The organism is Micromonospora sp. WMMD730, assembly GCF_049178955.1.
GTDB lineage: Bacteria > Actinomycetota > Actinomycetes > Mycobacteriales > Micromonosporaceae > Micromonospora > Micromonospora wenchangensis.
This window is the reverse complement of the sequence record NZ_JBMHML010000002.1, coordinates 2,540,988-2,566,712: the sequence shown is the minus strand read 5'-3', so window position 1 is coordinate 2,566,712 and position 25,725 is coordinate 2,540,988. Positions and strand designations below refer to the sequence as shown.

At 76.6% G+C, this 25,725-nt stretch carries 10 protein-coding genes; 4 read left to right on the top strand and 6 right to left on the bottom strand.

Going from position 1 to position 25,725, the window contains the following annotated elements; genetic code table 11:
• Positions 1–60: 60 nt before the first annotated feature.
• Positions 61–2,889, bottom strand: coding sequence for a condensation domain-containing protein (locus ACN265_RS11220; RefSeq protein ID WP_421407254.1), 2,829 nt, complete (start codon positions 2,887–2,889; stop codon positions 61–63).
• A 139-nt stretch (positions 2,890–3,028) separates the two neighbouring features.
• Here ACN265_RS11220 and ACN265_RS11215 point away from each other — a divergent pair, with 139 nt between their 5' ends.
• Genes ACN265_RS11215 through ACN265_RS11200 form a run of 4 tightly spaced genes read left to right on the top strand, consistent with a single transcriptional unit; the run spans position 3,029 to position 13,495 of the window.
• A complete protein-coding gene (locus ACN265_RS11215) occupies positions 3,029–8,527 on the top strand; it encodes an amino acid adenylation domain-containing protein (protein ID WP_421407252.1) in 5,499 nt (1,832 codons plus the stop codon).
• Positions 8,524–10,029 carry a class I adenylate-forming enzyme family protein gene (locus tag ACN265_RS11210; protein ID WP_421407251.1) on the top strand — a complete coding sequence of 502 codons (1,506 nt, stop codon included), beginning with the start codon at positions 8,524–8,526 and terminating at the stop codon, positions 10,027–10,029. The genes ACN265_RS11215 and ACN265_RS11210 overlap by 4 nt, the downstream gene beginning before the upstream one ends.
• A 23-nt stretch (positions 10,030–10,052) precedes the next feature.
• Positions 10,053–13,223 (top strand): non-ribosomal peptide synthetase, encoded by a 3,171-nt coding sequence (locus tag ACN265_RS11205; RefSeq protein WP_421407250.1) that lies wholly within the window; start codon positions 10,053–10,055, stop codon positions 13,221–13,223.
• Entirely contained in the window at positions 13,223–13,495 is a 273-nt protein-coding gene (locus ACN265_RS11200; RefSeq protein ID WP_420119049.1) for a phosphopantetheine-binding protein, read from the top strand. Before ACN265_RS11205 ends, ACN265_RS11200 begins: the two co-directional genes overlap by 1 nt.
• A gap of 25 nt (positions 13,496–13,520) precedes the next feature.
• Here the strand turns inward: ACN265_RS11200 and ACN265_RS11195 are convergent, their stop codons facing one another.
• From ACN265_RS11195 to ACN265_RS11175, 5 genes are read right to left on the bottom strand one after another with little or no spacing between them, the layout of a single operon-like run.
• A complete protein-coding gene (locus tag ACN265_RS11195; RefSeq protein WP_421407248.1) occupies positions 13,521–15,398 on the bottom strand; it encodes a hypothetical protein in 1,878 nt (625 codons plus the stop codon).
• On the bottom strand, positions 15,395–18,937 hold the full coding sequence (locus tag ACN265_RS11190) for a DUF5682 family protein (RefSeq protein WP_421407246.1): 3,543 nt from the start codon (positions 18,935–18,937) through the stop codon (positions 15,395–15,397). The genes ACN265_RS11195 and ACN265_RS11190 overlap by 4 nt, the downstream gene beginning before the upstream one ends.
• Entirely contained in the window at positions 18,921–20,084 is a 1,164-nt protein-coding gene (locus ACN265_RS11185) for an AAA family ATPase (RefSeq protein ID WP_420118194.1), read from the bottom strand. The genes ACN265_RS11190 and ACN265_RS11185 overlap by 17 nt, the downstream gene beginning before the upstream one ends.
• The gene (locus tag ACN265_RS11180) at positions 20,081–24,829 is read right to left on the bottom strand and encodes a hypothetical protein (protein ID WP_421407244.1); all 4,749 of its coding nucleotides are present in this window, start codon (positions 24,827–24,829) and stop codon (positions 20,081–20,083) included. The genes ACN265_RS11185 and ACN265_RS11180 overlap by 4 nt, the downstream gene beginning before the upstream one ends.
• Entirely contained in the window at positions 24,826–25,701 is an 876-nt protein-coding gene (locus tag ACN265_RS11175; protein ID WP_204923156.1) for a DUF4132 domain-containing protein, read from the bottom strand. Before ACN265_RS11175 ends, ACN265_RS11180 begins: the two co-directional genes overlap by 4 nt.
• Positions 25,702–25,725: the final 24 nt, after the last annotated feature.

Sequence of the window (25,725 nt, the reverse complement as noted above, 5' to 3'; positions counted from 1 at the left end):
GTGGACCGCGACGCCCCGGCCGTAGGGGTGAGGGTGTCCCGCCGGGCCTCAGGGCCACCCTCACCCCGCCGGGGACCACGGCCAGCGCACGTCGTGGAAGGCGGCCTCGACCAGCAGCGCCTCCACGCCGGTCAGCAGCCGCGCGGCCCGCTCCACCGGCAGGTAGCGGGTGTCGGCGGTGACGGCCAGCTCCACCGCGCCGGGGGCGTCGCGCACCTGCACCCGGCAGCGCCACGCGAACCGGTCCAGCTCCCCCACCCAGCGCACCCCGTCCGGTGCCACCATCGCCCGCAGGGCCGCCTCGTCCGGGCCGGCCACCCCCGGGTGCACCTCGGGGGCGAGCCGGGTGTCGTTGAGGTAGCACAGCGGGGCCAGCACGCTGCGGTGGTCGTCGCCCCGCCCGGTGAACGCCCGCTCGAACTCCACCGGGTCGTAGCAGGCGTGCCGGTAGGCGTCCAGGCCCGCCCGCCCGGCCCGGGCCAGCAGGGTGCCGAAGTCGGGCCGCCCGGTCAGGTCGAGCCGGCACAGCCCGATCTGGTTGAGGGTGGCGACCGCCCGGTCGTACCCGGGTGGGAACCGGTTGTTGGCCATCACCACGATGCCGCAGGCGTCCTGCCCGGTGTCGCCGCAGAGCACGGCGGCGGTCGCGGCGAGCAGGGCGGTGGAGGTGCTGACGCCGTACCGGGCGGCGACCAGCCGGGTCGCGTGCAGCACCGCCGGGGAGACCAGCGAGCCCTGCCGGTAGCGGGGCCCCGGACCGGCCCCGACCGGGTCGGCCAGGGTCATCGGCAGGCCGGGAAACTGCCGCAGCCAGTACGCCACCGCCCGCTGCGACCGCCGCTGCTGCACCGTGCGCTCCTGCCCGGCGACGTCCAGCGACTGGAGACCGGGTGGGTCGTCGACCGTCCCGCGCAGCAGCAGCAGACGCAGGTCCCGCAGCACGGTGGCCGCCGCGTGGAAGTCGACGGCGCAGTGGCTGAACACCAGCACGACCTGCCGTACCGTGTCGGCCACGGTGACCAGCGCGACCCGCAGCGGATACTCGACGGCGTGGTCGAACGGCGACCCGGCCAGTCGCGAGGCCAGCTCCGCCGCGACCCGCGCGCCGTCCGGGTCGTCGGCCGGCCGGGGTACGGCGTGCACGCCCACCGGCAGCCGTCCCGCCGCCGACGCCTCCTGGCACAACTGCCCGTCGTAGGGGCGGACCCGGGTACGCAGCGACTCGTGCCGGGCGAGCAGCGCACCCACCGCCCGTACCGCCCGGGGCACGTCCACCCCGGCCCGCGCCGAGACCGCCAGGGTGCGGGGCAGGGTGAGCACCCGGTACGCGGCGGGGGCCTGAAACTCCGCCACCGTCCGCCACATCGCCCGCTGCCCCCAGGTCAGCGGCGCGGTCGCGACCCGTCCCCCGGCGAACTCGGCGTACGTCGACCCGTCGGCGGCGGTCGTCCGCCCGACCGGCGCGGCGGCGGCTGTCCCAATGGCGGGCGTCGAGGTGGCGGGTGACCAGGGCCAGGGGACGTCGTCGAAGGCGGCCCGCACCAGCAGTTCCTCCAGGCCGCGCAGGAACGGCTCGACGGTCTCCAGCGGAAGCTGCCGGGTGTCGACGGTGAGCGTGACGCCCACCCCGGCCGGCTCGTCCACCACGTGGGTCAGCAGGTGCCAGGCCGCCCGGTCGAGCCCCGCCGTCCAGCCGAACGTGCTGCCGGCCGTGGCCGCCCGCAACGCCTCCGGGGTCACCGCCGGCAGCCGGTCGACGCCGCCGACCGGCAACCGGACGTCGTTGAAGTAGTGGTACGGCTGGAACGCCGACGCCGGGTCGACCCCCCGTTGCTCGAATCCGAGCCGCAGCGCGACCGGGTCGTAATACGCGTGCCGCAACGCGTCCAGGGACACCCGCCACACCCGGGACAACAGCTCCCCGAAATGGGGGCGACCGGACAGATCCAGCACGCCGAAACCGATCTGGCCGAGATTGGCGACGGCATTCGCGTACCCGGCCCGAAACCGATTGTGGGCCATCGGGAAAATGCCGGTGCGCTCCCGGTCACCGTGGCCGACGGCCATCGCCGTCACCCCGGCCAGCAGCACCGCGGAACCGCTGACCCGGTGCCGGGCGGCGATCAGCCGGATGGCCGTGTCGACCGCCGTGGAGACCAGCACGCCCCGTCGCCACGGCGGGGTGAGGCCCGGACCCGGCGCGGGCAGCGGCGACGGCGGCAGCATGTCGAACTCCCGCAGCCAGTGCCCGACCGCCCGCGCCGAACGGCCCTGGTCGATCCCGTGCTGCCAGCGGGCCACGTCCACCGACTGCGGGCCGGCCGGGGTGGGCAGGTCGCCGCGCAGCACGAGCAGCCGCAGGTCCCGCAGCACCACCTCGGCGGCGTGCGCGTCCACGGTGGAGTGGCTGAACACCACCACGATCTGCCGTACCCGGTCGTCGACGGTCACCAGCGCGACCCGCAGCGGCCACTCGGCGGCGTGGTCGAACGCGACGTCACCGAACCGGGCGGCCACCTCCCGGGCGGCCCGCGCACCGTCGTCGACCCCGGGGCTGACCAGCAGCGGCAGCACCCCGGCCGCCGCCGTCTCCTGGCGGGGCACGTCGTCGACGACCCGTACCCGGGTGCGCAGGGCACCGTGCCGGCCGACCAGCGCGCCGACCGCCCGGACCACGGCGGCGGGGTCCGCCCCGGCCCGCGCGGACACCGGCACGGTACGGCGCAGGTTGAGGAAGACGTGGTGGGAGCCGTACCGGGCGAGGGACCGCCACATCACCTGCTGGGCCCACGTCAACGGCGCCGACCCGGCCCCGTCGCCGGAGAACTCGGCGGACAGCAGCGTCTCCGACGCCCATTGCGCGGGCACCACCACGTCAGCGAATCGCATTCCCGACCGTACGACGCGACGACCGTCACCGAATCGCTCGAAGGGCCTTTCCATAGTGGACCGATCAGCCGATCCGGCGGTTCGGGCCCGCCGGGCAGACTACTGGCCACTGCCCGCACCGTTTCGAGTAAGGCACCGCGTGACGAACGTTGACGTACCGACGCGGGCCGCCCCGCCGCATTCCACCATCCCCCGGGCCGCCGGAAATCCCCGGCTGTCATTCGCCCAGGAGCGGATCTGGTTCACCGAACAGCTCTCCCCCGGCACCGCCGCGTACGTCGTCCACGCGACGGTGCGGCTGCGCGGGACGTTCGACGTCGACCTGCTGCGCGCCGCCCTCGACGGCACCGCCGCCCGGCACGACAGCCTGCGGATGCGGTTCACCGAGAGCGCCGACGGGGAGCCGGTGGTGACGGTGCTGCCCGAGGTACGGGTGCCGGTGACCGTCACCGACGCGCCGGGCACCGACGCCGCCCACGCCCTCGTCGCCGACTCCGTGCACACCCCGTTCGACCTGGCCGTCGCGCCGCTGCTGCGGGTGCTCGTCGTCCGGCTGGCCGACACCGAGCACCTGCTGCACCTGGCGATGCACCACATCGTCAGCGACGGCTGGTCGCTGGACCTGCTGCTCGGCGAGATCGCCGCCGGCTACGCCGCGCTGCGCGACGGCGGCGACCCGCCCGAACCGCCGACCACCGGGTACGTCGACTACGCCGGCTGGCAGCGGGACCGGCTCGACGGGCCGCCGACCGGCGACGGGTTCACCCACTGGATCCGCGCGCTGGCCGGGGTGCCGCCGCTGGAGCTGCCCACCGACCGGCCCCGACCGGCCGTGCAGTCCTACGCGGGCGCGACCCACCGGTTCACCGTCGACGCCGACCTCACCGACGGGCTGCGCCGGCTGGGCCGCGCCCACCGGGCCACCCTCTACATGACCCTGCTCACCGGCCTGCAGGCCGTGCTGTTCCGGTACAGCGGGCAGCGGGACTTCGCCGTCGGCTCCCCGGTGGCCGGGCGGGTGGTGCCCGAGCTGGAACACCTCGTCGGCCTGTTCGTCAACACCCTGGCCCTGCGCGCCGACCTCTCACCGGACCCGGCGACCGCCGCCGAGCCGGGCTTCGCGACCCTGCTGCGCCGCAACCGGGGCACCGTGGTGCGCGCCCTGGCCCACCAGGAGATCCCGTTCGAACGCCTGGTCAAGGAGCTGAACGTCACCCGGGACGTCGCCCGCGCCCCGGTGTTCCAGGTGCTGTTCACCCTGCAGAACTACGCCCGGGGCGGCAACCGGTGGCCCGCCGGCCTGCACGCCGAACCGGTCGGCACCGACGCGGCCAGCGCCCGCTTCGACCTCGCGCTGTACGTCGCGGAGGGCGCCGACGGGCTGCGCGGCACGTTCGTCTACCACACCGACCTGTTCGACGCCGGCACCGTCGCCGGACTGGCCGAGAGCTTCCGGGCCCTGCTGCGCGCCGCCGTCGCCGAACCGGACCGGCCCGTGGTCGACCTGGACCTGCTCGACCCGGCCGGCCGGGACCGGCTGCTGGCCCTCGCCGGGGACCCGGCCGGCAGGCCACCGTCGGGTGCCGGGGTCACCGGGGCGGCGGTCACCCTGGCCGACCTGATCGACCCGCACGTCGCCGCGAGCCCCGACGCGCCGGCCGTGGTCTGCGGCACCGACCGGATCGGCTACCGGGAGCTGGACCGGCGGGCCAACCGGCTCGCCCACTGGCTGCGGGCCCGGGGGGTGGGCCCGGACCGCCTCGTCGGGGTGCTGCTGGAGCAGTCGGTCGAGCTGGCCGTGACGCTGCTCGGGGTGCTGCGGGCCGGCGGCGCGTACCTGCCGCTGGACCCGGAGCAGCCCGCCGCCCGGCTGGGGCTGATGCTCGCCGACGCCCGACCGACCGTGCTGCTGACCGGCACCGGGCTGCGCGACCGGCTGCCCGCCGGGACGACCGCGACCTGCCTGGACGAGATCACCGCCGAGGTCGACGCCCAGCCGGACGACCGACCGGCCACCGGGGTGGGCGGCGGGCACCTGGCCTACGTCATCTACACCTCCGGCTCGACCGGCACCCCGAAGGGGGTGGCCGTGCCGCACCGGCCGGTGCTGCGCTATCTCGACGGGGTGGCGGACCGGTTCGCGGTCGCCCCGGCCGCCCGGTACGGGCTGATGCAGTCGATGTCGTTCGACTTCGCCGTCACCGTGTTCTATCTGGCGTTGGCCACCGGCGGCGCGGTGCACCTGCTCCCCCGCCGGGGCACCGGTGCCGAACTGGCCACCCGGCTGCGCGACGAACGGATCGACTACCTCAAGATCACCCCGTCGCACCTGGCCGCGCTGACCGCCGACACCGCACCGGAGGACCTGCTGCCGGCCCGCGCGCTGGTCCTCGGGGGTGAGGCGTCCGACCTGGAGCGGATCGCCCCGCTCGCCGCCGGGCCGACCCGGGTGTTCAACCACTACGGGCCCACCGAGGCCACCGTCGGCGTGGCCACCTACCGGGTGCCGGCCGACGCGCCGGACGTCGGCCCGGTGCCGACCGGCCGGCCGCTGCCGTACGCCTCGGTGCACGTGCTCGACGAGCGGATGCGCCAGGTGCCGGTCGGGATGCCCGGTGAGCTGTACCTGGGCGGTGACCGGCTCGCCCGGGGCTACCTGCGCCGGCCCGGCCTGACCGCCGAACGGTTCGTGCCCGACCCGTACGGGCCGCCGGGGGCCCGGCTGTACCGCACCGGCGACCTGGCCCGCTGGCGGGCCGACGGGGAACTGGTCTTCCTCGGCCGGCGCGACCACCAGGTGAAGATCCGTGGCTACCGGGTCGAGCTGGGCGAGGTGGAGGCCGCCCTGCGGGACTGCCCCGGGGTACGCCAGGCAGCGGTGCTGCTGCGCGACGACCGGCTGGTGGCCTACCTGGAGGCGGAGCCGGACGCGGCCGGACCGGACCCGGCGCACTGGCGTCGCCTGCTCGCCGGGCGGCTGCCCGAGCACATGGTGCCCACCCGCTGGGTGGTGCTGGACCGGCTGCCGTTGCAGGAACACGGGAAGGTGGACCGGCGGGCCCTGCCCGAGCCGACCGACGACCGCCCGACCGGCGAACGGGTGCCCCCGGTCGGGCCGGTGGAGACGCTGGTGGCCGACGTGTGGCGGGCGGTGCTCGGGGTGCCCGAGGTCGGCGTCACCGACGACTTCTTCGACCTGGGCGGGCACTCGCTGCTGGCCACCCGGGTGGTGGCCCGGCTGCGCCGGGAACTGCCCGCCGTCGTCGACGGGACCCCGCCGACGGTCAGCGTGATGGACCTGTTCCGGTACCGCACCGTACGTGAACTGGCGGATCTGGTCGCCGGACCCGACGCCGGCCGGGCCGGGCTGCTGCACGAACTCACCCCGCCGGTGCCCGCCGTCGACCGGGTCGCCACCCTGCTCTGCGTCCCGTACGGCGGGGGCAGCGCGGTGGTGTACCAGCCGCTGGCCGACGCGCTGCCGGCCGGGTACCGACTGCTGTCGGTGGCCGTACCCGGACACGACATCGGTCTCGCCGACGAGCCCGCGCCGATCGCCGACGTCGCCGCCGACGTGGTCGCGGAGGTGCTGGGCCGGGTCACCGGCCCGCTGATCGTGTACGGGCACTGCGGCCCCGGCGGGGCGCTGGCCGTGGAGGTCGCCCGCCGGTTGGAGGCCGCCGGACGGGACCTGCTCGCGGTCTACCTCGGTGCGGTGTTCCCGTTCGCCCGGCCCGCCGACGGGCCGCTCGCGCCGCTGCTGCGGCTGCGGCTGGCCGAGCGGCTACGCAGCGACCGGATCTACCGCACCTGGTTGCAGGCGCAGGGCACGGCCGTCGGCTCGCTCGCCCCCGACGAGGTGCGGTTCCTGGTGCGGGCGATGCGGCACGACGCCCGGGTCAGCGAGGACTACTTCACCACGCTGATGCGTCAGCGGGTCACCCCGCTACGGGCACCGGTCGTCTCCGTGGTCGGCGAGCGGGACCGCAGCACCGACTACCACGAGGAGCGGTACCGGGAGTGGCACTTCCTCAGTGACCGCACGGCCCTCGCCGTGATCGACGAGGGCGGGCACTACTTCCTGAAGTACCGGGCCGCCGAACTGGCCGAGATCGTCACCGACGTGCACCGGCGGCTCGACGCCCCGCCCCGGCCCGTCGCGGACGGGTCACCGGCCACGCCACCGCCCTGGCAGCTCGCCGCCGTCTCCCGCACCGACGGGCCCCCGACGGCCGACGGCGACCGGGACCGCGGCGACCCGCCGCCGAGCCTGCGCCGCTTCGGCCTGGTCGCCGCCGGTCAGGTCGTCTCCGGGCTGGGCACCGCGCTGACCACCTTCGCGATCCCACTGTGGATCTACACGCAGACCGGGTCGCTCGCCCGGTTCGCCCTGTTCGCCGTGCTCGGCCTGCTGCCCGGCCTGCTGGTCGCGCCGCTGGCCGGGGCGCTGATCGACCGCACCAGCCGGCGGCGGGTGCTGCTGTGCGCCGGGCTCGCCGCCGGCAGCGCCAACGCGGTGCTCGCCGGGCTGGTGTTCACCGACCGGGTGCAGGTGTGGCACTTCTATCCGCTGGTCGGCTGGCTGTCGGTGGCGCTGGCCTTCCAACGGCTCGCGTTCGTCTCGGCGGTGCCGCAACTGGTGCCCAAACGCTTCCTCGGGCACGCCAACGGCCTCACCCAGACCGCCGTCGGCCTCACCCAGTTCACCGTGCCGCTGCTCGCCGTCGCCCTGCTGGAGACCATCGGGCTGCGCGGCATCCTGCTCGTCGACGTGGCGTCGTACCTGTTCGCGGTGGGGGTGCTGGCGGTCGTCAGGTTCCCCCGCACGCTGGCCCTGCGCCGCCGCGAGGGCATCGGCACCGAGATCGTCGCCGGGTTGCGCTACGCGCTGCGGCGACGGGAGTTCCGCGCCATGCTGGCGTTCTTCGCCGCGCTGAACTTCTTCCTGTTCCCCGTGCTGTTCCTGCTCTCCCCGCTGGTGCTCGGCTTCGCCGACCTCACCGACGTGTCCCGCGTCGCGCTGACCGGCGGGGTCGGCGCGGCCACCGGCGGCCTGGTGATGCTGCTGTGGGGTGGCCCCCGGCACCGTCGGATGCGGGCGGTGCTGCTGGGCACCCTCGGCATCGCGGTGGCCGCCGTACTGACCGGGCTGCGGCCCAACCTGCTGCTCATCGGGGCCGGCGCGTTCGGCATGTACCTGGCGCTGGGCATCGTCAACGGCGTCTACCAGACGATCATCCAGACCAAGGTGCCGGCGCGGGTGCACGGCCGGGTGTTCGCGGTCAACCAGATGGTCGCCCAGTCCACCCTGCCGCTGGGCTGGGGCCTCGTCGCCCCGTTCGCCGCCCGGGTGGTGGAGCCGACGCTGCTGCCCGACGGTGCGCTGGCCGGCACCGTCGGCGCGGTGCTCGGGGTCGGACCGGGTCGGGGGCACGGGCTGCTCTACGTGCTGTTCGGGGTCTGCATCGCGCTGACCGCGCTGGTGTCGCTGGCCACCCCCACCCTGGCCCGGTTCGACGACGAGGTGCCCGACGCGCCCCCGGACGACCTGGTCGGCCTCGAGGAACGCCGGACCCGGACGACCGGCCCCGCCGACCGGACCCCGGTGGGCGTCGGGACGGCGGGAGGGTTGCGGTGACCACGACACCCGCCGGGACGCCACCGCCGCGTACCCTGCCCGAGCTGCTCGACTGGCGCACCGGGCTGCACCCCGACCGGGTGGCGGTCGAGGTGCACCAGGTGGCCACGCTGACCTTCGCCGGGTGGTCCGCCGGGGCACGGGCCGTCGCCGCCGCGCTGCGCCGTCGGGGGCTGCGCCCCGGCGACCGGGTCGGCCTGGTCTTCGGCCCCCGCGACTGGGTCCGGTACGCGGTGACGTACTGCGGGGTCCTGTGGGCCGGCGGGGTGGCGGTGCCGCTGTCCGACCGGCTGGCCGCCGGGCAGCTCGGCTACGCGCTCACCCACTGCGCGGCCACCGCCGTCGTGCACGGCGACGACACCCCCGCCCCGCCGGCCCCACCCGGCGTGGCGGTGTACGGCGACGCCGAGCTGCGCGCCGACCGGCCCGACGACGGGGACCCGTCCGCCGCCCGCCCCGGTGACCTCGCCCAGATCCTCTACACCTCGGGCACCACGGGCCGACCCAAGGGGGTGGCCGCCCGGCACGCCAACCTCACCGCCGGTGCGCCGCACCACCCACGCCGGCTGGCCCTGGCCCACTCGCAACGGTTCCTGCACGCCTTCGCGATCGGCACCAACGCCGGGCAGACGATGCTGCTCAACGCGTTGACCGCGAAGGCCGCCGCGCTCACCCTGCCCCGGTTCACCCCGGTCCGGTTCGCCCGGCTGGTCGCCGCCCCCGGCACCGGGACGGTGTTCGTGGTCCCGTCGATCGCCATCGAGCTGCTCGACTCCGGCGCGCTGCGGGACCGCGACACCAGCGGCGTACAGCTGATCGGGTCCACCGCCGCGCCGCTGCCACCGGCGGTCGCGGCCCGGCTGGCCACGGCCTTCCCGCAGGCCACGATCGTCAACTACTACACCTCCACCGAGGCCGCCCCGGCGCAGACCACGATGATCTACGACCCGGCCCGGCCGGACGCGGTCGGCCGGCCGGTCGGCGGGCAACTCATGGTCGCCGACGCCGACGGCCGCCCGCTGCCCGCCGGGACGACCGGCGACGTGTGGCTGCGCGCCCCGCACCCGCGCGCCTACTACCGCGACGACGCGGCGAACCGGGCCACCTTCCGCGACGGCTGGGTGCGGATGGGCGACGTGGGCCGGATCGACGCCGACGGCTACCTCTACCTCACCGACCGGCACCAGGACGTGATCAAGACCGGTGCGTTCAAGGTCTCCACCGTCGAGGTCGAGGCGGCGCTGCACGAGCATCCGCTGGTCGCCGAGGTGGCCGTGGTGGGGGTGCCGCACCCGGTGCTCGGCTCGGCGGTGGCCGCCGCCGTCGTGGCCCGACCGCAGGCCGGCCCGGACGGGCTGACCCTGCCGGTGCTGCGTGGCTTCCTCGCCGACCGGCTCGCCGACCACCAGCTGCCCGCCCGGCTGCTGCTACTGGACCGGCTGCCCCGCAACGAGGGCGGCAAGGTGCTCAAACGGCAGCTCACCGCCCTGTTCGACAACTGACCACCCGCACCGACAGCACGACCATGGGAGAGCATGTGGGCACCGCCGAGGCGACCTTCGCGCAGCACGCCGTCTGGTTCACCGAACAGGCCGGGGTCGCCGGCACGGCGTACCACCTGGCGGTGGGCATCCGGTTCGGCGCGGAGCTGGACCGGGCGGCCCTCGTCGCGGCGTGCGCGGCGACGGTCGCCCGGCACCCCGTCCTGGCCACCCGGATCGACACCGACGAGGACGGCACCCCCCGGTTGACGCCCGCCGACACCCGCCCGGCGGTCACCCTCGGCGCGCTGACCGACGAACGGGTCGCCGAGGAGATCGCCCGGCCGTACGACCTGCGGACCGGCCCGCTGGCCCGGTTCACCCTGCTGACCGGGGCAGCGGGCGACCACCTGCTGCTGGTCACCGCCCACCACCTGGTCTTCGACGGCACCTCCAAGGACGTGCTGGTCGCCGACCTCGCCGCCGGATACGCCACCGCCCGGTCCGCCGACCCGACCCGGGGCACCGGCACCGCGCCGGGGCAGCCCGGCGACGACCACGCCGGCCTCGCGGCGGCCGAGCAGCAGCGGATCGCCGCCGACCTGCCGGCCGCCCGCGACTTCTGGGCGCGGCACTGGTCCGGCCCCGGCGACGTGCTGCTGCCCGGCCTGCGCCGGCTGCCCACCGGTGCCGAGCCCGGCGTCGCCGTCGAGGTGGCGCTGCCCGCCGACGTGGTCGACGGCATCGACCCGGCGGCCCGGTCGCTCGGGGTCACCCGCTTCGAGCTGCTGTTCGCCGCGCTGCACGCCCTGCTGGGGCGGTACGGCAACCGGGACCTGCCGATCGGGGTGGCGCTGTCCACCCGGACCCCGGACCAGGCCGACCGGATCGGGTTGTTCGTCAACGAACTGCCGGTCACCGTCGCGCCGGCCGACGGCACGTTCCGGGCGCACGCCCGCGCCGTCCGGGACCGGCTGCGCGAGGTGTACCGGTACCGGGCCGTGCCGCTGGCCCACGCGGTGCCCGGCCTGCGCCCCGCCCCGGCGGTCACCCCGGTCAGCGTCGGCTACCGGCGACGCGGCGGCGAGCCGAGCTTCCCCGGGGTGGCCGGCGAGGTCGACTGGACGCTGTACGGCGGCGCCGCCCGCAACGCCCTGCACGTGCAGATCGTGGACGCCCCCACCGGCCTCACGGTCAGCCTCCAGCACAGCCCGGCGGCGATCCCGACCGACGCGGTACGCCGGATCGGGGCGCACCTGCATACCCTGCTCGCCGCCGCGCTCGCCGACCCCGACCGGCCGGTGGCGCAGCTGCCGGTGCTGCCCGCCGACGAGTTCGACCGGGTCACCCGGGAGTGGAACGACACCGGCCGGGCGTACCCCGCCGGGGCGAGCGTGCCCGGCCTGTTCGCCGCCCGGGTCGCCGCCGACCCGCACGCGCCGGCCGTGGTCGACGACGACCTGACGCTCAGCTACGCCCAGCTCGATGCCGCCGCCGACCGGTTGGCCGGGCTGCTGCGACAGCGCGGGGTCGGGCCGGGGGCGATCGTCGCGGTCGCCCTGGACCGGTCCTGGCGGGCGGTGGTCACCCTGCTGGCGGTGCTGCGCTGCCGGGCGGCGTACCTGCCGGTGGACCCGCAGCACCCGCCGGCCCGCCGGGAACTCGTCCTCGCCGACGCCGACCCCACGCTGGTGGTGACGGCCACGGCGACCGGGCCGGACCGGCCCACCCTCGCCCTGGACGGGATCGACCTGCTCGCCGGGCCGGTGCCGACCACCCCCCTCGCGCCGCCGACCCCCGACGACCTCGCCTACCTGCTCTACACCTCCGGCTCGACCGGCCGTCCCAAGGGCGTCGCGGTGCGGCACGGGGCGCTGACCAACCTGCTGTTGGGCGTCCGGGACCTGCTGGGCGGCGGCCCCACGCACCGGTGGCTGCACCTGACCTCGCTGTCGTTCGACATCTCCACCGTGGAGGTGTTCCTGCCGTTGGTCACCGGCGGCCGGGTGGTCGTCGCCTCGACGGTCGGCCCGCTGGACGGCGCGGGCGTGCTGCGGCTGGTCCGCGCCGCCGGGGTGACCCACGCCCAGGCCACCCCCTCGGGTTGGCGGGTGCTGCTGGAGGCCGGCCTCGGCACGCCCGGTCCGGACGCCACCGGGGTCGCGCCGGCCCCGCTGGTCGCCGTCACCGGCGGCGAGGCCCTGCCGCCCGCCCTGGCCCGCGACCTGCGGGCCCGCACCGCCCGCCTGGTCAACGGGTACGGCCCCACCGAGGCGACGGTGTACGCCACGATGGCCGACCTCCCCGCCGACCCGGAGGAGGTCACCATCGGACGGCCGCTGCCGAACGTGCGGGCGTACCTGCTGGACGCCACGGGACAGCCGACGCCGATCGGGGTGCCGGGCGAGCTGCACCTGGCCGGCGCCGGACTGGCCGACGGCTACCGGGGGCGCGACGACCTGACCGCCGAGGTGTTCGTGCCGGACCCGTTCGGACGGCCCGGACAGCGGCTCTACCGCACCGGTGACCGCTGCCGGTGGCTGCCGGACGGGCGGCTGGACTTCCTCGGCCGCACCGACGACCAGGTCAAGATCCGGGGGCACCGGGTCGAGCTGGGCGAGATCGACGCCCGGCTGCTCGACCATCCGGACGTGGCCGACGCGGCGACGGTGCTGCGCTCCGACGCCGGCGAACCCCGGCTCGTCGCCTACCTGGTGCCCCGCGCCGACGCCGTCGTCGAGCCGGCCGGGCTGCGCCGGCACCTGGCGGCGAGCCTGCCGCAGGCCGTGCTGCCGACCGACTTCGTGCCGCTCGACCGGCTGCCGTCGAGCCCGAACGGCAAGGTCGACCGGGCCGCCCTGGCCGCCCGGGACCGCACGGCCGACCTCACCCGACCGCCGGCCACCGACCCGGTCCACCCGGCCGGGACCGGTGGGCCGCCCGGCGAACCGGCACCCGGCGGGGCCGTCACCCCGGCCGCCGACGACCCGGTGGTGGCCCAGTTGCGGACGATCTGGCAGGAGGTGCTGCGGATTCCCGACATCGGCGTGCACGAGGACCTGTTCGACCTGGGCGGCCACTCCCTGACGATCACCCGGATCAGTGGCCGCATCCAGCAACGGCTCGGCGTCGAGGTGCCCCTGGACGCCTTCTTCGACACCCCCACCATCGCCGAGATCGCCGAGATCGTCCGGCCGTCCGTGAAGGAGTGCTGATGGACACCAGTGACACCACCGACCTGCGGGGGCGCCTCGCCGACCTGGTCAGCGAGGCCACCGGCGGTGAGGTCGCGGCCACCGACCTGCTCACCGGCGGTTCGATGGTCGCCCTCGGCGTCGACTCCCTCGGCCTGCTGCGCATGGTCGACGCGATCGAGTCGGAGTACGACGTCGAGGTCGAGCTGAACGGTCCGGGTCGTCCCCTGGACACCCTCGACGACCTGGTCGCGCTGCTGACCGCCGCCGGGCCCGACGACCACACCCGCTGACGGCGTGCCACCCGGGCGTGGACTGTCAGGGCAGCCAGGACGCCTCCGCCGACGCCCGGGACGCCGCCTCCTCGTAGACCGCAACCGCCAGCCAGGACTCGGCGAACGCCTGCCCGTCGTCGTCGGTGAGCCGCCCGAAGGCGTCCCGGGGCCGGGCCCGGGCCGCCGAGCCCATCGCGGCGAGCAGGTGCGCGCCGAGGTCGAGGCGGGCCAGCCGCAGCGTCCGCTCCGTCGGATCGGCCAACGCCTGGATCGCCCGGCCACCCGAGACGACCCGCTCCACCTGCCGGCGCAGCAGCCCCAGGGCGGGATCGCCGAGCCGGGGACGCGGCACGGCCGCCTCCGGGAGCCGGTCCGGTGCCACCGCCACCGCGCCGTCGCCCGCCCTGAGCTGGCTCGCGTGCAGCCGGTCGTAGCCGAGGTCGGCGTGTCCCGCCCAGCTCGGCGGCAGGATGAGCCCCGGCCCGTCGCCGTCGACAGGTGCCACGGCGAGCGCCTGCACCGTCGCCCGGCGGGTCGGATCGAGGCGGCCCACCAGGCGCAGCCGCGCCCCCACCGCCTGCCCGAGCAGGCGCAGGTTGGCCCGGTGCGGCAGGGCGGCGTGCTCGTCGGCGACGGTCAGCGTCAGGACCACCCCGTCGTCGGTGCCGACCAGCACGGTGTGGTCGTGCCCGCCCAGCACCCGTACGGTCACAAAGAGCAGGTCGGCCCCGGCGGGGCGCTCCGGCAGCGGCAGGGCCACCGCGCCGAAGGCCCGGCGGACCTGCTCGGACAGGGGCTGCGCCCAGAGCCCGGCGAGAGGTTCGTCGGCCCAGCCGACCCCGGCGGCCCGCGCCGCCCGGACCGCCTTGCCGGCACCCAGCTGCCCCGACTCGGAGGCGGTGCCGCCGGACACCACCAGCCCGGCCCGGGTGAGCTGCCGGTGGCTGAGCCCCGACTCGCCCACCGCCACCGTCGCGTCGCCCGCCCCGGCGGCCCGGCCCACGTCGCCCGGGGCGAGATCGGCGATCGTCCAGAGTCGACCGGTGCGGTCGGCCAGGTAGGTGACCACCCCGGCGTAACCGGAATCGGCCACCACGGGGACCGTGCAGAGCCCGTACAGTCGCAGGCCGGCCTGCGGGTCGTAGGTCCGCCGGGCGGTGCCCAGCAACGCACCCGGGTCACCGGCCGGCGTGTCCCCGCGCAGCCGGCGGGACACGGACAACAGCTCCCGCAGGTCGTCGGTCAGGTCGGCCAGCCGGTGCTGGGGTTCGCCCTCCCGGGCGGCCCGCAGCCCGGCCGCGACCCGGGTGCCGGACGCCGCCGCCCGGTGCAGGCCGTTGGCCCGGGCCTCGTGCACCGCCCGCAGCAGGGCGGTCCGCAGCACCACCCCGCAGCCGACGGTCCCCGCCGCGAGCACCGCCACGCCCACCCGCCACAGCCCGTCGGCGGCGGCCCGCTGCCGACCGGTGGGCGCGGGGGGCGATCCGGCGCCGTCCGCCACCGCGTCTCCGGTCACCCCGGTGGGCGGACCGGTGGCGGCAGCCGGATCGACGGGCCGGTCGGCGGCCGGCGACGGGGCCGCGTCGCCCACCGGGGCCGCGTCGTCCACCGGGGGCGTGTCGTCCACCGGGACCCCGTCGTCCACCGGGGCCAGGGCGAGCACCGCCATCCGGTGCAGGCAGTTCGGCGCGAGCAGGCAACTGCACCGGGCGTCGGCGGCGCGGCGCACCACCCCGTCGACCGTCACCAGGGTCACCGTGGTCGCCTCGTCGACCTGGACGCTCACCCCACCGGCCGTGCCGGTGACCGGCCAGCCGCCGGCCCGCACGACCGCGTCGTCGACCTTGCGGCGCAACCGGGCCGGCAGCGCGTCCAACACCTCGGCCAGCACCGGTGCGGTCACCGGTGGCAGGCCGGTCACCGCCGCACCTGCTCCCCGACCCACCGGGCCAGCTCCAGCGGGCTCAACGCGGCCACCGGCATCCCCGCCGCCACCAGTTGGCCCGCCGCCGCCACCGAGTACCGGGGTCGGCCGGTGTCGTCCAGGCTGGCGCAGCCCAGCACCTGACAACCCGCCTCGACCAACGCCCGGGTCTCGGCCAGCAGACCACCCATCGGGTACCCCTCCTCGAAGTCGCTGATCACCACCACCATCGTCCGCTGCGGAACGGTGACCAGGGACCGGGCGTAGCGCAGCCCGGCCGCGATGTGCGTGCCCCCGCCGACACTGACCTCCAGCAGCAGGGCCAGCGGGTCGTCCACCCGCTCGGTCAGGTCCACCACCTCGGTGGAGAACGCGACGAAGTGCGTGCTCAGCGCCGGGACACCGGCCAGCACGGCGGCGGTGAGCGCCGACCAGATCACCGACTCCTCCATCGACCCGGAGACGTCGACGACGAGCACCAGCCGCCAGTCCACCCCCCGGCGGGCCCGGGTGCGGAACACCGGCCGGTCCGGCACCAGCAGCATCCGGCCCTGCGCGTCACGGCGGGCGGTGGCCAGGTTGGCCCGCAGCGTCCGGGGCAGGTCCAGCGGCCCGCCCGGCCGGTAGGTGGGGCGGGGGGTGGTCAGCCCGGTCAGCGCCGGGCGCAGCCGGGCGGCCAACTGTCGGGTCAGCTCCGCCACGATCCGGGCCACCAGCGGGCGCAGCCTCGCCACCGTGGACTCCGGCAGCCCACCGGCGAGGGTGAGCACGTCGCGGAGCAGTTCCACGGACGGACGGACCGCCGCCGGGTCCAGCTCGGTCACCGCGTCCAGCCGGCCCGCCTCCACCGCCCGGGCCAGCACCTCCTCGCGCACGCCGGGGCCGAACAGGGCGGACAGTTCCTGCGCCCACTCCCGTACGCCGGGGAAGGACGCCTCCCGACCGGCGCGACCGGCCGCCTCGGCCGCCGCCCCCTCGCCCCGGCCCGCCCCGTACAACTCGTCGAGGGCGGTGGCGTACCGGCGGGCGCGCGACCCGACCCGGGTCGACTCCCTGCCGAGCACCAGCCGCCACCGGTCCACGGTCGACAGCCCGCCGGCCGGGGCCCGCCGGGTGGCCGGCCGCGGCGCGTCGGCGGCCGTCGGCGGCTCCGGCGACGGATCCGCCGGCTCGGCGGCGAGCAGGCCCTGCGCCAGGAGCGCCCGGCGGCCCGCCGCGTCGGCCCGCAGCCGGACCAGCAGGGCGTCCGGATCGTCGAGCACCGCCACGTCGGCGTCCGGGCCGGCGTCGTCGAGCCGACCCCGGACCACCTCCAGCAGCCGGTCCCGGCCGGCCGGGCTGACCACGTGGAAGCCGGCGCGCAGCGCCGGCAGCCGGGTGAGGAACTCCTCGTCGGGCAGGGTCTCGACCCGCTCCAGGAGCCCGTCGAACACCTCACCGCTGGCCCGCAGCAGCGGTTCGGCGACGACCAGCAGCCCGGTCAGGTGGCCCTGGAGCTGCTGCCGCCCGGCGGGCGTGGACGCGGTGTCCACCCAGGACGCGACGAGTCGCCCGAAGGCGGCGGGTTCCCGCAGGCCCAGCAGCACCCGGACCGCCCCGGCGGCGGCGGCCATCAGCGGGGTGCCCCGGGCGGCGAGCCGGGCCAGGCAGTCGGCCAGCCGCAACCCCGCCCCGGCGGCGTCGGCCCGCTGGGCGAGCGTGGCCAGCGCCTCGGCGTCGGCCACGTCCTGCGCGCCGGCCAGCCCGTCGACCTGGCGGACCGCCGCGCTCTCCAGCGCCTCGGCGACCCGGCCCAGCTCGTCGGGCGGCAGGTCGGCACCGCCCGGCAGGTGACCCAGACGCAGCCGGTCGAGCAGCGCCAACGCGGTGACCAGCTCACCGAGGGTGCCCTCGGCCGGCACGGTGACCGCCACTTCCGCGAGCCGGCGGGCGGCCAGCGCGGTCAGGTCGCACCGCGCGGCGTCCGCCAGGCCGGTGATCACGGCGGCGACGGTCGGGCCGTCCTCGGCGCGTTCCCGCCGTCGTCGTTGCACCAGCGCGCCCTCGGCGGCCTGCCCGAGGGTCACCCCGCGCAACCCGGCCACCTCGATCGTCGCCTCGGTCCGGGGTGACCACTGCACCCGCCACCGGGTGGTGACCGGGTCCACCCCGCCGACGCCCGCGCCGCCGACCTGTTCGGCGTACGCGACGTCACAGACCTGGAGCCGGTGCAGCGCGACCTCCCGCCGCCGGTCCAGGGCGGAGCGCAGCGGGTCCAGCCGCAGCTCCCTGGCCGGGTCGCCGGCACCGGGCAGCCGCAGCCCGGCCAGCAGCTCACGGACCGCCGGGGCCAACCCGGAACGGGGGGTGCCGGGGGCCAGCACGCCACGCCGGTCCCCGACGAGCACGTGTTCCATCGCGTGCGCCACCGCCCGGCCCCGGCCGAGCACCTCGCCGTGGGCCAGCACGCTCTGGATCGCCTCGACCAGTTCACCCCGGCCCGGCGCGGGCAGGCCGCGCAGCCGGGCCAGGTCGAGCGCGAGGCGGACGGTCTCCCGGGCCTCCCCCGGGCCCGCCGGGTGACCGGCCCGGCGGATCGCCGCGCAGACCGCCACCACGGCGTCCGTCGTCGCCGACTCGACCGCGACCGGGTCGCCGTCGGCGGTGAGGACCGACTGCTGCCACTGCGGGTCGCGGATGCCGGCGGGATAGCCCGACCGGGCGTCCAACAGCCCGAACGTGTACGGCACCAGCGACGTCACCACCGCCGGTGCGCCGGCCGGACCGGCCGGTCGCGGGGCCTCCCGCCCGGTCAGCAGCACCGGGGCCTCCTCCCCGGCCAGTAGCGCAGGGGCGTGGAACGCGCCGACCAGGGCGGCGACCCGCCGCTGCCCCGCCTCGGCCAGGCACTGCCGCATCCGGGCCTCGCGGCGCAGGTCCAGGGCGGACACCCCGGGCCCCCGCTCGGCGTCGGCGCGCAGCGCCCAGCCGACCGCGAGCGCCGCTCGGCGTACCGCCTCCGGGTCGGCGCCCGGGGCGCGGGCCTCGACCGTGCGGTCCCACAGGTCCTCGTCGGCCCGCCCGCTGCCGGCGGCGCGCAGCGCGTCGGCGAACGACCGGCCCGGCGTCGGGGCGGCACCTGGTTCGCGTTCCCGCCAGGCCGGGTCGGCCAGCGGCAGGTCACACGGCACGACCGGAACCCCGTTGCGGGCGGCCCAGCGCACCGCGACCAGCTCCGGGGAGAAGTCGGCGAACGGGTAGAACGCCGGCCCGCCGCCGTCGCCGAGGACCCCGGCCAGCGCCACCGGGGCGACGGTGGCCGGGTCGGCGAGCCACGGCAGCCACCGCCCCAGCTCCGGCGGGAGTTCCAGGAGCAGCACCTCCGGCCGGTACCCGGCCAGCAGCCGGGGCAGGGCCACCGCCAGCGCGGGCGAGTGGTGCCGTACCCCGATCAGGTACGGGCGGCGGTGCCCGGCCAGCGCGGCGACCGCGACCGTGGGGTCGACCGCCGTCGGCTCCCCGGTGGCGGGCACGGGCGGGTCAGTCGGTGAGGACATCGCGCAGTTCCCACAGCCGCCGCCACAGGCGTGCGCCGTCCTCGGCCCGTCGCCGCACCGCGCCGTCCCAGTAGCCGAGCAGCTTGGCCCCGTCGGCCGGGTCATCCTTGCGGACCACGCCGAGCAGGTGCCCCGGCAGCAGCGACACCACGTCCCGGTCGCCGGGGAAGTAGGCCGCCGCCAGCGCCAGCGACGACGCGACCGCCACCGCCTCGGCGGTGCTCATCACGGTGGACGGCCGCTCCACCTCCCAGCCCTCGACCGACTGCCCGGCCCGCAGGTCGCGGAACGCGGTGACCAACGCCTCCAGCACGGCGTCGTCGACGGCGAACGGGGCGTGCACCCGCTCCAGCGTGGCGCGGGCCTGCCGCTGCACCAGGGCGATCTCCTGGGCCAGGTCGCCGATCGGGCCGACGGTCTCGAAGTTGAACCGGCGCTTGAGCGCGGCCGACATCTCCGACACCCCCCGGTCGCGCAGGTTGGCGGTCGCGATCAGGGTGAACCCGGGTGCGGCGGGAACGGTGGCGTCGGCGGTGCCGGACAGCTCCGGCACCGCGATCCGCCGGTCGGACAGGATCGACACCAGGGCGTCCTGGACCTCCGGCAGGCAGCGGGTGATCTCCTCCACCCGGGCCACCGCGCCGGTGCGCATCGCGGCCAGGATCGGCGAGGGCACCAGCGCGGCGGCGCTCGGCCCGTGCGCGAGCAGCAGCGCGTAGTTCCAGCCGTAACGGAGCTGGTCCTCGGTGGTACCGGCGGTGCCCTGCACGACCAGTTCGCTGCTGCCGCAGATCGCGGCGGACAGCAGCTCCGACAGCATCGACTTCGCGGTGCCCGGTTCGCCGACGAGCAGTAGGCCCCGTTCCCCGGCGAGGGTCACGACGCAGCGTTCGACGAGCGCCCGTTCCCCGACGAACTTGGCGGTGACGGTCAGCGTGCGGGGCAGGTCGTCGCGGCGGGCCTGCCGGGGCAGTTCCAGCGCGACACCGCCGCTGCCGACGATGAACGTGACGACCGCGCGCGGGGTCAACCGCCAGCCCGGCGGCCGGGGCCCGTCGTCGTACGCGGCGAGGAACGCCAGTTCGGCGGCGTGGGCGTGCTCGGCCGGCTGGACCTGCCGGGCCGCAGGCGTGGTCGTGGTGGTCATCGGCGGCCTTCCGTAACGAGATCGTCGAAGCGGGGTGCGTCGCCGTCGCACAGCCGGGCCCAGGCGAGCGCGAACAGCCGGGGCGGGGGAGCCACCGGGGAGACGATGCCCAGGGCGGTCACGCCGCCCTCGCCCCCGATCAGCAGCGGGAGCTTCCACCGTTCCAGCGGCAGCAGCGGCGCCTTGAGCGCCAACCAGCCGCCGGGCAGGAACAGCGACCGCCCGGCCCGGGGCCGCTTCGCCACCACGACGTGCCCGATCGCGGCCAGCTCGGCGCGGGCCGCCTTGAGCCGGGCCGGCTTCCAGCCGGTCCACCGGGCCACGTTGCGGTCGGTCGGATCGGGCAGGGCGAGCAGTTGCAGATACAGCGCCGCCGCGTCGAGGCCCAGCCCGAGCGTCGTGGCGACCGTGGTGACCAGGTCGGGGGCCGAGCGGGTCGGGTCCTGCGCGAAGCCGTCGTCCATCGCCGGGACGACGTGCGACACCACCTCGGTGAGCTGGCCGCCGACCAGCGCCCGCAGCGCCGCGAGCAGCTGCTCGTTGACGTGGTCGAGGCGGGCCCGCAGCACGGCCAGCGCCGGATCGTCCGTTCCGGACAGCCGGGACGGGTACAACCGGACCCGGTGCCAGCGGTCGGTCGGCGGGACCAGCACCGGGCCGACCTCGGTGCCGGCCGGGCCGGTCGTCACCGGCAGGCCGAACGCGGCGGTGAACGCCGGCAGTTTGGCGCCGTCGACGTGCCCGATGGAGACGGTGAAGCCGGGGTCGGCCAGCCGCTGCCGGGCCAGGTCGGCGGCGACCGGCAGCGCCGCCCGCATCGGGTCGTCGACGGCCAGGTGGTACGCCAGCCACGGCAGCGTCCTGGTCAGCGCGATCAGCGCGTCGTCGTCGACGACGCCGGTGTCGGCTCCGGCCAGCCACCGGCCGGTGGCCGCGTTGGCGACCCAGTGGAGCACCGTCGAGGCCGGCAGCGGGCTGGTCACCTCGGCCTTGTCCACTCCGACGATCAACTCGTCGGGCACGGGTCGCCGGGGCCCGTGCCGCCGCACCCACTCTTCGACGATCAGATCCTGTCGGGGCCCGTCGACCCACAGCCGCGCCGGGTCCTCGGGGATCAGCCGCCCGAGCAGGTTGGCGAAGGCCTGCCGGCCGCGACCGCCGGTGCCCCAGAACCGGGCCGCCGCGGCGGGTGCCGCCGGGTCGGGCAGTTCCAGGATGGTCAGCAGTTCGGCGGGGGCCTTCTCCCACACGAGCCGGGGCAGGCCCGCCAGCAGCAGGACCGCCTCGGCGTGGCTCATGCCCGCCGCCTCGGACAGGGTGCGGGCCCACTCGGGCTGCCACTCCAGCGGCTCGTTGGCCCGGGCGAGCCGGAGGAACCCGTCGATCCGCTGCGGCGTGACGTCACCGGTAGGCAGGATCTGCTCCTCGGTGATCCGGAAGCCGGGCACCGCCGAGAACCGCCCGGTCGGCGTCCAGTCGAGGACGTCGACCTCCCGGTCGTCGGTGTCGACGGCGAGCACCAGCAGCCGCCGGTCGCCTGCGCTCAGCAGCTGCCCCCGGACCTGGTCGACCGGCTGGTGGGCGTCGGCGACCAGGGTGGCCCGCCGCAGCCGGCTGCCCGGGGCGAGGAGCCCGGAGCGGGCGCACACCTCCAGCAGCGTCAGCAGCGCCTCGCGGACCTCGGACAGGCAGATCGGGGCCACCGCCCGGTACATCGCGGCCGGCAGCACCCCCAGCAGGTCGAACCAGTCGAGGTCACCGTCCAGCTGGACCCGGGCGGCAGGCGTCGGGTCGGTGCCGGTGAGCGCGGCGCCCGCGCGGGAGATCAGCCGCAGGGAGCTGTCCTCCGCGCTGTAGCAGTACTGAATCAGCCCGGCGAGTCCCTCGGAGAGCAGCCGGTCGACCGCCGGTGCCCCGGCCGGGGCCTCCTGCGCCGGCAGGGCGTTGTCCTGCTCGCCGTCGAGCACGGCGGCCAGCGTCCGCAGCCGCGTCACCTGCTCGGCGGCCCGGGTGACGAGCCCGGCGACCCCGGCGACGAGGGCGGGCGCGGTGAGCTGCGGCAGGTGCCGGGCGACCAGGGCACGCACCTGGTCGGCGTCCAGCCCGGCGGCCTCGGCCAGCAGGGCGCCGGCCTGCGCGTCGGTGACGCCGCGCAGCGCCGCCGAGCCGACCTCGTCGCGGGGCCGCAGGAAGTGCCAGTACTCCGGCGGCGGCACCAGCCGGCTGCCGGCGGCGAAGGCGGACCGCTCACCGCCGGACGGGTAGCGCCCGAGCAGGAAGCCGTCCTCGGCGCAGAGCAGCAGCTCGCCGTTGGCGCCCCGGCCACCGTGCAGCAGCCCGAAGGTGGTGTCCGCGCCGGGGAACCGCACCGCCGCCGCGAGCCTGCCGTCGGCGGCACCCGCCGGCAGGGCGAAGGACCGCCCGTTCACGGCCTCGCCGGACCAGCCGCCGTCCGCCGTGCGCCGCACCCGCCAGCCGGCCAGCCCGTCGGCGCGGCCCAGCGGGCTGTCGGACGACGTGGTGGGGCGCAGCCAGGACGCGCCGGCGTCGAGGGGTCGGCCGTCGACGGTGCCGTCCTCGAAGAACGTCGGCCGGGAGAACCGTCCACGCTCGCCCGTCGTGGGGTCGTACTCCTGCCAGCCGAGCGGGTTGTCGGCGGCGCGCAGCCAGTAGGTGGTGCCGTCGCTGATGACCCGGCCACCGGTCCGCTCGGCCCGGTCGCCGACCCGCAACGGACGTCGCCCCATGGTGCGCCCGCCGCCGGGCAGCGGCAGCGACAACTGGGGGTAGGTGGTGAAGGCGTCGTCGGCGAGGGTGAAGACGTCGTCCGGGGTGCCGCTCCAGTAGGCGGCCCGGTCCCGGCCCCGGTCCCAGCAGACCAGCAGTTGCCCGTCGACGTGGCGCAGCACCAGCCGCCAGCGGTACCGGTTCTCCCCGGCCGGGATCCGCATCAGGTGTTCCTGCTCCACCCCGTCCGGCCCGATGACCGTCACCAGGTCGCCGGTGAGCAGCAGCAGGTTCGGCCACTGCCCGGTGAGCTGCACGTCCGCCGTCGACCCGGTGAGCCGTTCGGCGGCGGCGTCCAGGGCGGGCCAGCCGTACTCGTCGAGCAGGCCGGAGCGCAGCGTCCGGCCGAGGACCGGGCCGAGGTCGTGGTCGACGAGCCGGCGTACCGCGTCGGGGTTGACGGCGAAGCCGGTCGGGCAGGCGACGGTGCCGACCCGGTCGAGGTGGTGGTCGAGCGTCGGCAGCCCCTGTCGCCCGACGGCGTCGGCGAGGGCGTCCAGCCAGCTGCGCAGGGCGGTCCGCAGGCCGGGCACCGCGACGATCTCCCGTACCCGGGGCGTCGGGTCGCGCAGGTCCCGCCCGCCGGTGCGCAGTCGCCTTTCGACGCCCTCGACCAGCATCGGCAGGAACCGGGGGTCGGCGGCGACGGCGACCAGGTCACGCCGGCCGTCGGTGTCGTCGGAGAACCAGTTGTCCAGCCGGTGCCGGACGTCGCCGTCCGGATCCGCGACGGGCACCCCCAGCGCCAGGCAGGTGTCGAGCAGGTCGAGGTCCACGGCGTCGTGGGCGCGGCAGAGCGCGACCGGCACCCCGTCGGCCTTGAGCCGTCCCGCCATCCGCTCCACCAGGGCGAGCAGCCCGGGGTGCCGCTTGCGGACCCGCCACGAGCGGCGTTCCCGGTGCTCGTCGAAGCGGCGCAGCCAGCCGGCGGGCCCGTCGGGCGACTCGGCCTCGGCCGGGACGGCACCCGCCGGCCCGGTCAGCGCGCGGGTGGCGTCGGCCTCCTCCAGCACCGCCAGCCAGACGTCGTCGCCGCAGTTGCGGGGGGTGAGCCCGAGCAGCCGGCCGCGCAGCGCGGGGTCGGCCGTGGCGAGCCGGGCCAGTGGCTGCCGGTAGGCCGTCCAGAACGCCTCCGGGGCCCGGTGCAGGGCCGGCGCGGCCAGCAGCTCGCCGAGCACCCGCTCGTCCTCGGTGGCCGGGTCGAGGCCGGCGGCGCGGGCCAGCCGACGCAGGTCGGTGTGCATCGCCGCGTACGGCGGCAGGCCGCCCAGGGTGCGCTCCACGCACAGCCGCAGGAACATCGCGTACGCGTCGGCGGGCGTGCGCCGGGTCGCCAGGTCCCGGGCGTGGCCGGAGAGCGCCTTCGCGGTCAACGCCCCGGCCAGCGCGAACTCCAGGAACACGGCGTGCTGGCGGTCCTCGTCGATGGTCAGCCCGTAGGCGCGTTCGGCGTCGCGGGCCTTGCCGAACATCGTCGCCGCGTGGGTGACGCTGTCGGCGGCGAGGAACGCCCGGCCGGCCTCCTCGTAGAACGTCGGCAGGAAGTGCGGCACCGACCGGGCCAGCCGCTCGCCGAGGGCGTTGAAGCCGTCCTTGGCCGGGCCGACCCGGGAGCGCGCCGTGCGGGCCAGCCGCTCGATCTCCTTGACCAGGGCGAGCGCGTGGTGGCCGTTGGCGGGGTCGTTGACCAGCGCCCACGCCGGGAAGCCGAGCGCCTGCTGGCGGACCACGCCGACCGGGGTCACCCGCTCGGGTGGGGCGAAGCCGAGGAACTCCACGGACAGGTCCTCGGCCTCGCCGAGCGCGCCGCTGACCAGCCGGACCACGGTCCGTCCGGCGAGGACGGGGTGGGTGTACCGGCGGGCGGTGAGGGTGTCGGTGGTGTCGTCCTTGGCCACCACCGTGCCGACGGGCAGCACCGCGCCCGCCTCCAACAGGTCCGTCGCGTCGACGCTCACTGGTCCTCCTCCTGCTCTGCTGCCACGACCCGGCCGGCGTACAGCGCGGCGGCCATCCGGGTTCCCTCCGACCAGGCCACCGGGCCGACCTCGCCCAGCGGCAGGGCGGTGCCGTGTCGGTCGGTGAAGACGAGGTCACCGGTCTCGGTCTCGTAGTACGGGTCGTCCGCGCCGACCCAGGAACGGGCCTCGACGGTGACGCCGTTCTCGACGATCCGGCAGACCGCGTTGCCGCCGCGGACGGGGTAGCCGAGCGACGTCGCGCGGGCGGTCAGGTGCCGTAGCTGGTCGTACCGGCCGCCGGCGTAGCCGCCGTAGCGGGTCGCCGTCGCGTCGACGTCCGTGCCCCGGACCCAGGTCTGCCGGAAGAGCTGGTCGACGGACTGGCGGACCTGGAGTTCGGCGGCGAACTCCCGCAGGTCGTCGAGGTCGTCGAGGGTGACCGGGTGGGGGATGACGACCCGGTCCGCGCTGCGGCGGACGCTGTCGCCGTCGAGGTCGACCAGTCCGACCTGGCCGTCGCCCACCTCGCGGAGCAGGCCCACGCCGTCCGGGTCGCGCCGGCCCTCGTCGTCGAGCACCGCGACGACGAGGTCGGTGAGCGCGGTGCGCCACGCCTCGTCCGGCCACACCTCGGTCAGGACCGCGACCGGCACCGGCAGCGACCGCACCATCCAGCGTTCGATGTCGGTGCGGCACTGGGTCTCGTGCCGGCCCAGCCACTCGGTGAGCTGCCGCAGCCCCACCACGGTCGGATCGTCGCGCAGGGACGCCGGGACGGAACGCAGTTCCCGCCCCTTCGCGTTCCGGGCGACGACGTCGCCATCGCGGAGAGTGACCTGGTAGCCACCCGACACCTCTGACCATCCCATGTGGACACTCCACGTCTCGACGGA

Coding starts and splice junctions, on each gene's coding strand:
- ACN265_RS11190 (WP_421407246.1), bottom strand. CDS start 18,937: ATGTCCTCACCGACTGACCCGCCCGTGCCCGCCACCGGGGAGCCGACG.
- ACN265_RS11175 (WP_204923156.1), bottom strand. CDS start 25,701: ATGGGATGGTCAGAGGTGTCGGGTGGCTACCAGGTCACTCTCCGCGAT.
- ACN265_RS11220 (WP_421407254.1), bottom strand. CDS start 2,889: ATGCGATTCGCTGACGTGGTGGTGCCCGCGCAATGGGCGTCGGAGACG.
- ACN265_RS11200 (WP_420119049.1), top strand. CDS start 13,223: ATGGACACCAGTGACACCACCGACCTGCGGGGGCGCCTCGCCGACCTG.
- ACN265_RS11205 (WP_421407250.1), top strand. CDS start 10,053: ATGGGAGAGCATGTGGGCACCGCCGAGGCGACCTTCGCGCAGCACGCC.
- ACN265_RS11185 (WP_420118194.1), bottom strand. CDS start 20,084: ATGACCACCACGACCACGCCTGCGGCCCGGCAGGTCCAGCCGGCCGAG.